Here is a 9,972-nt window from a genome sequence, read left to right as displayed (position 1 = left end):
GCGGGGACCGGCGGCACCGCGACCCGCGGCGGCCCGCCGGCACGATCGCCGCTCCGCGGGCAGCGCCTGCGGGGCGGCAGGCGCCACGACCGGCGCTTTGGCGGGTTGCATCCGGGGAAGGCTATGACAGCACCAGATTGGCACGATGCGGCGATTTCCGGCGCCATCGACAGGGTCCGCGCCATCGCCAGGACGGTGACGGATTTTCCTCATATCACCGAAGCCAGGCAGTGGCAGCTCACGGCCGACGGCGTCTGGACCGGGGGGTTCTGGGCTGGGCTATTGTGGCTGACGCATGAGCGGGAGCGTGACCCGGCGAGCCGCGAGCGCGCGCTGTATTTCACCGATCGGTTGCTGCCGCGGTCGGCCGATACCAGCAATCACGACCTTGGCTTCATGTTCGTGCCGAGCGCGGTCAAGGCGTGGCAGCTGACCGGCGACATGCGCTACCACCGCGCGGCGCTGGCCGCCGCCCGCTCGCTTGCGGCGCAGCACAACCGCGTGGCCGGCTACATTCCCGGCTGGGGCTTCTTCGGCAAGGAGGATTGGAGCGGCAACGTGCTCATCGACACGCTGATGAACATGCCGTTGCTGGTCTGGGCCGCCCAGCAGAGCGGGGAGGCGGCGCTGCTCGACGTCGTGCTCAGCCACACCGCCACCACGCTGGCCCATCATTTCCGTGCCGACGGCTCGGTGTACCACGTCTACAAGTTCGATCCGGCCACCGGCGCCCCCATCGGCGGCGACACCTACCAGGGTTACGCGGCCGACAGCGCCTGGGCGCGTGGCCAGGCCTGGGCGATCACCGGCCTCGCCATCCTCGGCGCCATGCTGGGCGACAAGAGCTATGTCGCGGCCAGCGAGCGGGCGGCCGCCTATTTCCTGGCGCAACTGCCGGCCGACGGCGTGCCGCCCTGGGATTTCCTCGCGCCCGGCGCCGACCAGCCCAAGGATGCGTCGGCCGGCGCCATCGCCAGCTATGGCCTGCAGCGCCTGTTCGACGTCACCGGCCACGAGCCCTATCTCGAGGCGGCAACGAGGCTGCTGCAGAGCCTGGCCGAAAGCTGCGCCAATGCCGGCGACGAAGGCGGCCTGCTGCTGCATGCGACGGCTGACCTGCCGCATGGCCGCGGCATCGACGAATCCACGATGTACGGCGACTACTATTACCTGAAGTCGCTGCTGCGGCTGGCCCGGCGTCGGCACGGCGCCTGAGCCGCCGCCGGACAGGAGGCATTCAGCGGCCGCGGAATCTGGGCTCGCGTTTTTCGGCGAAGGCGCGCAGTCCTTCGGCGCGGTCCTCGGTGGCATAGGCCTCGACCGTCAGCCGATGCTCGATCGCCAGCCCCTCGGCGAGGGGGTGCTCGTCGGCCGCCCGGATGGCGCGCTTGGCGTAGGGGGTGATGGCCACCGAATGCCGGGCGATCTCGCCGGCCAATGCGAGCGCCCGGTCCAGCAGGCCGTCGTCGGGCAGGACCTCGCTGACCAGCCCCTTGCGCTCGGCCAGCTCCGCGTCGACCATGTGTCCCGTCAGCACCATCTGCATGGCGAAGGAGCGCCCGACCCGGCGCGGCAGGCGCTGCGTGCCGCCATCGCCGGGAAACGAGGCCAGCTTGATTTCGGGCGCCGCGAACTTGGCGCTCCGGGCGGCCAGCACGATGTCGCACAACAGCGCCAGCTCCAGCCCGCCGCCCAGCGCGTAGCCGTTGACGGCGGCGATCAGCGGCTTGGGAAACGCGTCGACGGCGTGCCAGTGCGCCAGCCTGTCGGGGTCCTCGTAGGAGGCGGTGCCGCGGGCGAGCATGTCGGCGATGTCGGCGCCGGCCGAAAAGGCGCGCCCGGCCCCGGTGAGGACGACACAGGCGGTTTCGGGGTCCGCCGCGGCCGCCGCCAGCCGGTCGGCGAGCTGTCCGAGCAGCTGCTTGGACAGCGGGTTGAGCTTGTCGGGGCGGTTGAGGGTCAGCAGCACGACCCTGTCGCCGGCGCGCCGTTCGAGGACCAGTTGCTCTGTCATCTTGTGCTCCGTGCCTGCCGCGGCTGCAGGGCTATTGTACCCATGGCGTGCGCTGGCCCAAGGCGATATGCACGGACTTGAGCTCGGTATATTCCTCGACGCCGTAGACGCCGGTTTCGCGCCCGTTGCCGGATTGCTTGCTGCCGCCGATCGGCAGTTCCGGTCCGCCGGTGATGGTGGTGTTGATCCACATGCGCCCCGCCTGCACGCGCCGCATGGTGTCGAGGGCCTTGTCGAGGTCTTTCGTCCAGATGCTCGCCGCCAGCCCGAAGACGCTGTCATTGGCGATGGCGACGGCCTCGTCGGGCGTGGTGAACGTCGTCATGGTGAGCACCGGCCCGAAAATTTCCTCCCGGGCCACCGCCATGTCGCTGCGCACGCCCTCGAGCAGCGTCGGCGTGATGAACCAGCCGTCGCCGTCGAGGATGCCGCCGCCGCAGGCGAGCCGTGCCCCGTCCGCGACGCCCGACCGGATATAGCCGAGGATCTTGTTCTGGTGCGCCTCGGTGACGATGGCGCCCATCTGCGTCGCGGGGTCGAGCGGATCGCCGATACGCACGCGGGAGAACTTGTCGACCAGCAGGTCGCGGAAAGCATCGGCGATGCCTTCTTCCACCACCAGGCGGCTGCCGCTCACGCAGCATTGGCCGGCATTGAGGCAGATGCCGTAGACGACGCCGTCGGCCGCCGCCTCGAGGTCGGCGTCGGCGAAGACGATCTGCGGGCTCTTGCCCCCCAGTTCCAGCCCCAGCTTCTTGATGTTGGAGGCGCTGGCCGCCAGCGCCCGCTGGCCGGTCGCCACCGAACCGGTGAAGGACACCATGTCGATGTCCGTGTGTTCGGTGATGGCCTGGCCCACCGGCAGGCCGTAGCCGGTGACGACGTTGAAGACGCCGTCCGGCAGCCCGGCTTCGCCGAGGATCTCGGCCATCATCAGCGTCGTTGCCGAGGTGAACTCACTGGGCTTGGCGACGACCGTGCAGCCGGCGGCGAGCATGAACGGCAGCCGCTCGGCCAGGATCAGGAACGGGAAGTTCCACGGCGTGATGAGGCCGATGACGCCGATCGGCTCGCGCACGACCAGCCCGAACATGCCCTCGCCCAGATTGTTGAAACTGTCCCCGCTCAGCGTCCTCGCGACCCCCGCGGCGTATTCGTAGTAGCCGGCCGAGGCCAGGACCTCGGAGCGCGCCTGGGTGATCGGCTTGCCGGTTTCCAGCGTTTCCCAATAAGCGAGTTCCTCGAACCGCTCCCGCACGCCGGCGGCGGCCCGCAGCAGGACCTGCGCCCGCTCGCTGCCCGGCAGGCGGGACCAGATGCCTTGCGCGAAGGCCCGGCGCGCCGCGGCGACCGCGGCATCGACGTCGGCGGCCGTACACGCCGGCACCCGCGTCACCTCGACGCCATGGGCCGGGCTGACGCGCACGCACCAGTCGCGATCACCACGCCGCACGGCGCGCCCGCCGACATGGAATGCGAACGCGCGCGGCTGCGCGGGCAGGCTCGGCTTGAGGGATGCGTCCATGGTCAGGCTCCTGTATTCGCAAGGCTCGAGGAATGTCCGGCTTGTTGCCCCTGGTGCGTCCCGACCGCGGGCAGGGGCGCCAGCGGAGGCCGGCCGCGGACCAGGTCCGCCCCCTTTTCGCCGATCATGATGGCGGGGGCGTTGGTGTTGCCCGAGGTCAGCACCGGCATGATCGAAGCGTCGATGATGCGCAGCCTGTCGATGCCGCGCACGCGCAGTTGCGGGTCGACCACGGCCATGTCGTCGTGTCCCATCTTGCTGGTGCCCACCGGGTGGTAGTCGCAGCAGGCGTACTGGCGCACATAGGCCATGATGTCCTCGTCGCTCGTCGCCTGCGGGCCGGGCAGGCGCTCGCGCTCGATCAGCCCGGCCATCGCCGGCTGCTCGAGGATGTCGCGGATGATGCGGACGGAGGCGAGGGCCTGCCGGCGGTCGTGGGGATCGGCGAGATAATTGGGGTCGATGAGCGGCTCCGCCGCCGGGTCGGCCGAGCGCAGCGTCACCTGGCCCCGGCTGCGCGGCCGCAGGAAGGTCGAATTGACGGTGAAGCCGAAGCCGGGAATGGTCGTCTGGCCGCCGCGCACCACCGTCGCCGGGGCGAGGTGGATCTGCAGGTCGGGCCGGGTCTCGCCCTCGGTCTTGAGGAAGCCGCCACCCTCCACGATCACGGCGGCGGCCGGGCCGGTGCGATACAGCAGCCATTGCAGGCCGTGCAGCAGCGCACGGGGATAGCGGTCGTGGCCATCGTAGCTGATGCGGCCGCGTGTCGCCACGTGCACGTTGGTGCACAAATGGTCGTGCAGGTTCTTGCCGACGCCGGGCAGGTCGTGCACCGGCCGGATGCCGAGTTCCAGCAGTTCGTCGGCCGGCCCGATGCCCGACAGCAGCATGAGCCGCGGCGTGTTGATGGTGCCGCTCGCGACCAGCACCTCGGCGTCGGCCGTGAGGATGGAGCCGTCGGCGAGCTCGACCCCCGTCGCCGCGCCATTGTGCAGCACCAGCCGGACGACGCGGGCGCCGGTCCTCACCTCGAGGTTCGGCCGGTGGCGCACCGGATGCAGGTAGGAAACCGCCGCCGAACGGCGCCTGCCGTTGCGGCAGGTCACCTGGTAGAAGCCGGCGCCGGCCATGGTCTCGCCGTTGAAATCGGGGTTGTGCGGCACCCCGTATTGCTGCAGCGCCTTGACGAAGGCGCGGCTGATGCGGTGCGGGGAGGTCTGGTCCGAGACCCAGAGCGGCCCGTCCTGGCCGTGATAGCGGTCGGCGAAGCGGTCATTGTCCTCGGCGCGGCGGAAATAGGGCAGCACCTCCTCGTAGGACCAGCCGGCGTTGCCCAGCGCCGCCCAGTTGTCGTAGTCCTCCCGCTGGCAGCGGATATAGATCATGGCGTTGATGGCGCTGGAGCCGCCCAGCGTCTTGCCCTGCGGGTACCAGACCTCGCGATTGTCGAGGTGGCGCTGCGGCACGGTGTGGAAGCGCCAGTTCACCTTGGGGCCGAACAGCTTGCCGAGGCCGCCCGGCATGTGGATCATCAGGTTGCGGTCGCGGCTGCCGGCTTCGAGCAGGAGCACACGCGTTGCCGGGTCCTCGCTCAGGCGGTTGGCCAGCACGCAGCCGGCCGAACCGGCCCCGACGATGATGTAGTCCCAGCTCTTGGATGGCATCGCCGCCCTCTCGTCATGGGTCGGACGCCGGCGCGGAGTGTTGCCGCGTGCCGGCGCCCGGCAGGGTTGTTCCGGTGCGGACCGGGCCGCTCGCGCAGCGGCCCGGTTGCCCCGCGCTCAGAGGCCGGTGCCCAGCATCTCGTCGATATTGGACGCGTCGACCTGCTTGCCCGGCAGGATCACTTCCGCGTCCACCGGCTCGCCCTTGGCGACCTTGTAGGCGATCTGGATGCCTTCGGGGGCGACATAGGGATAGACGAAGGTGGCCGCCATCTTGCCGGCCTTGATCGCCTCGAAGGCCACCTCCTCGCCGTCGACGCCGACGACCACGACCTCGTTGAGCCGCCCCGCCGCCTCGAGCGCCTGGATGGCGCCGAGGGCCATCTCGTCGTTATGGGCATAGACGGCCTGGATTTCGCCGGGTCCGAAGCGCTGCAGCTGGTCCTCCATGAACTTCAGCGCGTTCTCGCGCAGGTAGTCGGCATATTGCGAGGCGACGACCTTGAGGTTGGACCCCTCGATGCCCTTGACGAAGCCGTCATGGCGGTCGTTCGTCGCCGAGGCGCCGGCCGTGCCCTGGATCTCGATGACGTTGCCCTCGCCCTTGAGCGCTTGCACCAGGTACTTGCCGGCGTCTTCGCCGATGGGCAGGTTCAGCGCGCCCACATGCACGGTGACTGGGATGTCGACCTTGCGGTCGAGGGTCACCACCTTGATCCCGGCGTCGAGCGCCTGCTGCACCACGGGGGTCAGCGCGTCAGAAGTCAGCGGGCTGATCATCAGCACGTCGATGCCGCGCGCGAGGAGGCTTTCGACGTCGGCGACCTGCTTGGCCGAGCTGTTCTGGCCGTCGGTGATGATCAGTTCGACGTCCTTGAGGTTCTCCTCGGCATATTTCTTGTTGCCCTCGACCATGGCAACGCGCCACGGGTGGTTCATCGTGCCCTGGCTGAAGCCGATGACGTATTTGTCCTGCGCCGACGCCATGTTGGGCAGTGCCAGCAGGGTGATGGCGCCGGCCACCCCAAGGGCGGCTCGCATCAGCTTGGATCTCGTCGACATGGTATGGTTTCCTCCTCAGGTCGTGGTTGCGTTGGGGAACTCAGCGCCGACACGCGGCGCCTTCGCGCGGGCGAAGCACGGGTCAGGCCTTGGGCCTGCGTTTTCTCTGCTGCATCTCGTAGAGCACCGCGCCCACGATGATCGCGCCCTTGACGATCTGCTGGGTGAACGGGGAAACCCCCACGAGATTCATGATGTTGGCGAGCACGGCGAGGATGCCGGCGCCGATGATGGTGCCGACGATGGTGCCTTCGCCGCCGAACAGGCTGGTGCCGCCGATCACCGTGATGGCGATGGCCTCGAGTTCGATGCCGGTGCCGGCCGTGGGCTCGCCGACGGTGAGGCGCGACACGAAGATGAGGCCGGTCAGCCCGGCGAGGAAGCCGCTGATCACGTAGACGCTGAATTCCACGGCCTTGACGTTGATGCCCGACAGGCGGGCCGCCTCGGCGTTGGAGCCGATGGCATAGACCTGCCGGCCATAGGCGGTGAAGCGCAGCACGAAGATCGAGACGGCGGCGACGAGCAGGAAGATCCAGACGGGCACCGGCAGGCCCAGCATGTCACCGCGCCCGAGCCAGGCGAAATCCGCCGCCGTGCCGCGGATGCTCACCGGCTGGCCGTTGGCGATCATCATGGCAAGGCCGCGCCCCATGACCATGACGCCGAGCGTCATGATGAAGGGGGGCACCCCGCCCAGGGTGATGCCAAGTCCGTTCACCGCCCCCTGCAGCACGCCGACGGCGAGCACGACCACGATGACCACGGCGATCGGCCAGCCCATGGTCAGCAGCGTCGCCGCCGTGACGGCGCAGACGCCGAGGATCGAGCCGACCGACAGATCGATGCCCTTGGTGAGGATGACGAAAGTCATGCCGACGCTGACGATGCCGAACAGCGACACCTGGCGCAGCACGTTGGTCAGGTTGACCGGATTGAGAAACGCCGGCGAAATCATCGCGGCGACGGCGCACAGGCCCGCCAGCACCCAGATCAGCCCGGACTTCCTGGGCAGCAGGGCGCGCAGCCCGCGCGTCTTCGCAGTGGTCATCGTGCTCGTCTGGCTCACCTCGTGCCTCCCAAATCCATCGACGAATTCGCCGCGACGATCGCCCGCAGGGCGTACGCGGCCCCGGCCTGCGCATTGCTGTGCGTCTGCCAGGCGGCGGCCCGGCGCACGGCCGCACTGCCGTTGCCCATCGAAATCCCCAGCCCGGCCCAGGCGATGAGGGCGAGGTCGTTCTCGGAATCGCCGATGGCGGCGGTGTCGGTGGCCGCCAGGTTCATGGCTGCGGCGAGGCGGGCGACGGCCGCCTGCTTGGAGACTTCGGGCGCCGTGGCCTCCAGCAGGTGCGTGTCGGAGCGGGAGATCTCGAACTGGCGCGCATAACTGGTGCGCAGCGCCTCGAGGCGCGCCTCCCGGCCGGGGGCGCCGAGGCACAGGACCTTGTAGATCGGGGTGGTGATCGCCTCCTTGTCGGAGACGATCGTGGCGCCAAGGCCGGTCGCGCGCCGCTCGCGCTGTACCGCCGGGCCGTCGGCATGGGCGAACGAGCCGGTCGGGCCGAACCAGCACGGATTGAGTTCCAGCGCCTCGGCGTCCGCGATCAGGCGCGCCGCCATCTCGGGGTTCATCGGCAGCTGCGCGATGGGCTGGTCGCCGTCCTTGCCGAGCCGCCCGGTCCAGGCGCCGTTGAAGCACACGGAAGGGTCGGTGAGCCCGAGTTCCGCCGCGATCGGGCGCAGCGCATCGGGCGAGCGTGCCGTTGCGGCGACCACCCTGAGCCCGCTTGCGCGCGCCAGCGCCACGGCCTCGACGACTTCGGCCAGCAGCCGGTAGTCGTCGGTGAGCAGCGTGCGGTCGACATCGACCGCCACCAGCCGGATCGGCGCGGCGAGGGTCAGTGGATGGTCGCGCATGTCATGATCTGTTCTTCGGTGGCCGAGCCGCCCGGCAGCTCGGCGGTGATCCGGCCCTCCCGCATCACCAGGATGCGGTCGCACATGCCCATGATCTCGGGCAGTTCGGAGGACACCATCAGCACGGCGAGGCCCTTGGCCTGGGTCAGCTCGACCAGCAGGTCGTAGATTTCCCGCTTGGCGCCCACGTCCACGCCGCGGGTCGGCTCGTCGACCAGCAGGATCTCGCACCTGGCGTTGATCTGCTTGGCCAGCACGCATTTCTGCTGGTTGCCGCCCGACAGATTGCCGACCGGCTCGTCGATGCTGGGCGCCTTCACCCCGAGGCGCCGCACGTGCTCGGACACCGACTGCTTCTCGCGCGCCACGTCGAGCCAGAAGCCGCGCAGATAGTCCTTGAGCTTGGAAATGGTGACGTTGAACTTCACCGTCTGGTCGAGGAACAGGCCCTCGGTCTTGCGATCCTCGGGGGCGAAGCCGATGCCGAGCGAGATGGCCTTGCGCGGGCTGTCGATCCGGGTCGGCTTGCCGCGCAGGCTGATGCTGCCGCGGTCCAGCCGGTCGGCCCCGACGATGGCGCGCAGGAGTTCCGACCGGCCGGCCCCGGCAAGGCCGCACACGCCAAGGATTTCGCCTGCACGCAGGGAGAAGGAGATATCGTGCAGGACGCCGGCGCGGCCGAGCCCTTCGACCCGCAGGACCTCGTCGCCGAAGCTTGGGCGGCGGGGCGGGAAGTAGTCGCCCATCTCGCGCCCGACCATCGAGCGGATCAGCGAGTCGGTGGTCCATTCCTCGATCGGCCGGCTGGCCACGAGCTGGCCGTCGCGCAGCACCGTCACCGACTGGCAGATGTCGAAGACTTCCTTGAGGCGATGGGAGATATAGATGAACGAGACGCCGTCGCGCTGCAGGGCGCGGATGGTGCCGAAGAGCTTCTCGAGTTCGGCGTCGCCCAGCACGGCCGACGGCTCGTCGAGCACGATGAGGCGGGCGTCGCGCGAGATGGCGCGGGCGATCTCGACCATCTGGCGCTGCGCCACGCTGAGTTCGCCGATGACGCGCCGCGGATCGACCGAAAAGCCGAGGCGTTCCATGTGGCGCGCGGCCTCGGCCGCCATGCCGGCCCAGTCCACGAGGCCGGCCCGCGTCCGGCGCGGCCGGTTCATGAAGATGTTCTCGGCTACCGTCAGGTGCGGCGCCTGGGCGAATTCCTGGTAGATCACGGCCACGCCGCGCTCGATCATCGCCTGCGGGTCGGTGCGCTGCATGCGCTCGTGGTTGAGGGTGATGCTGCCTTCGTCGGCCTGGTAGGCGCCCGACAGGATCTTCATCAGCGTCGACTTGCCGGCGCCGTTCTCGCCGACCAGCCCGTGCACTTCCCCGGCGCGTACCGAAAAGGTCACCTGCTGCAGGGCCCGGATGCCCGGGAACGACTTGCCGATGCCGCGCATCTCGAGCAGCACGTCGGGCACTTCGTCGGCATGCAGCGGCGAGTCCTCCCCACGATGCATGCTGGTCCCTCCCTCAAAGCCGGCCGCTAGAAAACGTTTTCTCACATTTGCCGGAACCCTGTCAATGGAGATTGAATAATCTCAACGGAGAGCGGAGAAAAGCAGCAGAACCGGCGGATAAATGGATTTCACATACGCGCGCTGCAACGCGCCTCACCGTCGGCCGCGAGGAGCGAGGCGACCTCGTTCGCGATGGACTCGCTAGCCCGCCGCCGCGACCGTCGGGGCGTCGCGCCGTCCGGCCGCCCGCGCGGCGGGGGCCGCCCGGCCGCGGAT

At 69.3% G+C, this 9,972-nt stretch carries 8 protein-coding genes; 1 reads left to right on the top strand and 7 read right to left on the bottom strand.

The features are described 5' to 3' along the window. Nucleotides 1–123: 123 nt before the first annotated feature. Nucleotides 124–1,215, top strand: a complete 1,092-nt coding sequence (locus tag VGD93_RS00515) for a glycoside hydrolase family 88 protein (RefSeq protein ID WP_395008121.1) — start codon at nt 124–126, stop codon at nt 1,213–1,215. A 22-nt stretch (nt 1,216–1,237) separates the two neighbouring features. Here the strand turns inward: VGD93_RS00515 and VGD93_RS00510 are convergent, their stop codons facing one another. From VGD93_RS00510 to VGD93_RS00480, 7 genes are all read right to left on the bottom strand, one after another. Then, nucleotides 1,238–2,014, bottom strand: a complete 777-nt coding sequence (locus VGD93_RS00510) for an enoyl-CoA hydratase-related protein (RefSeq protein WP_395008120.1) — start codon at nt 2,012–2,014, stop codon at nt 1,238–1,240. Between the two features lie 31 nt (nt 2,015–2,045). Continuing rightward, complete coding sequence (locus VGD93_RS00505) at nt 2,046–3,539, bottom strand: aldehyde dehydrogenase family protein (protein WP_395008118.1); 1,494 nt, start codon at nt 3,537–3,539, stop codon at nt 2,046–2,048. Nucleotides 3,540–3,541: 2 nt separating this feature from the next. Next, nucleotides 3,542–5,203: a GMC family oxidoreductase gene (locus tag VGD93_RS00500; RefSeq protein ID WP_395008116.1), complete on the bottom strand. Its 1,662-nt coding sequence runs from the start codon at nt 5,201–5,203 to the stop codon at nt 3,542–3,544. 117 nt (nt 5,204–5,320) lie between these two features. Continuing rightward, entirely contained in the window at nt 5,321–6,265 is a 945-nt protein-coding gene (locus VGD93_RS00495) for a substrate-binding domain-containing protein (RefSeq protein WP_395008114.1), read from the bottom strand. A gap of 82 nt (nt 6,266–6,347) precedes the next feature. Beyond that, the gene (locus VGD93_RS00490; protein WP_395008113.1) at nt 6,348–7,334 is read right to left on the bottom strand and encodes an ABC transporter permease; all 987 of its coding nucleotides are present in this window, start codon (nt 7,332–7,334) and stop codon (nt 6,348–6,350) included. Beyond that, nucleotides 7,331–8,185, bottom strand: a complete 855-nt coding sequence (locus VGD93_RS00485) for an HAD-IIB family hydrolase (protein ID WP_395008111.1) — start codon at nt 8,183–8,185, stop codon at nt 7,331–7,333. Before VGD93_RS00485 ends, VGD93_RS00490 begins: the two co-directional genes overlap by 4 nt. Further along, entirely contained in the window at nt 8,167–9,696 is a 1,530-nt protein-coding gene (locus VGD93_RS00480; protein WP_395008109.1) for a sugar ABC transporter ATP-binding protein, read from the bottom strand. The genes VGD93_RS00485 and VGD93_RS00480 overlap by 19 nt, the downstream gene beginning before the upstream one ends. Nucleotides 9,697–9,972 lie beyond the last annotated feature (276 nt).

The organism is Devosia sp. (assembly GCF_036406155.1).
Classification (GTDB): domain Bacteria; phylum Pseudomonadota; class Alphaproteobacteria; order Rhizobiales; family Devosiaceae; genus Devosia_A.
The sequence above is the reverse complement of the archived record's forward strand: the minus strand, read 5'-3'. Positions and strand labels throughout refer to the sequence as shown.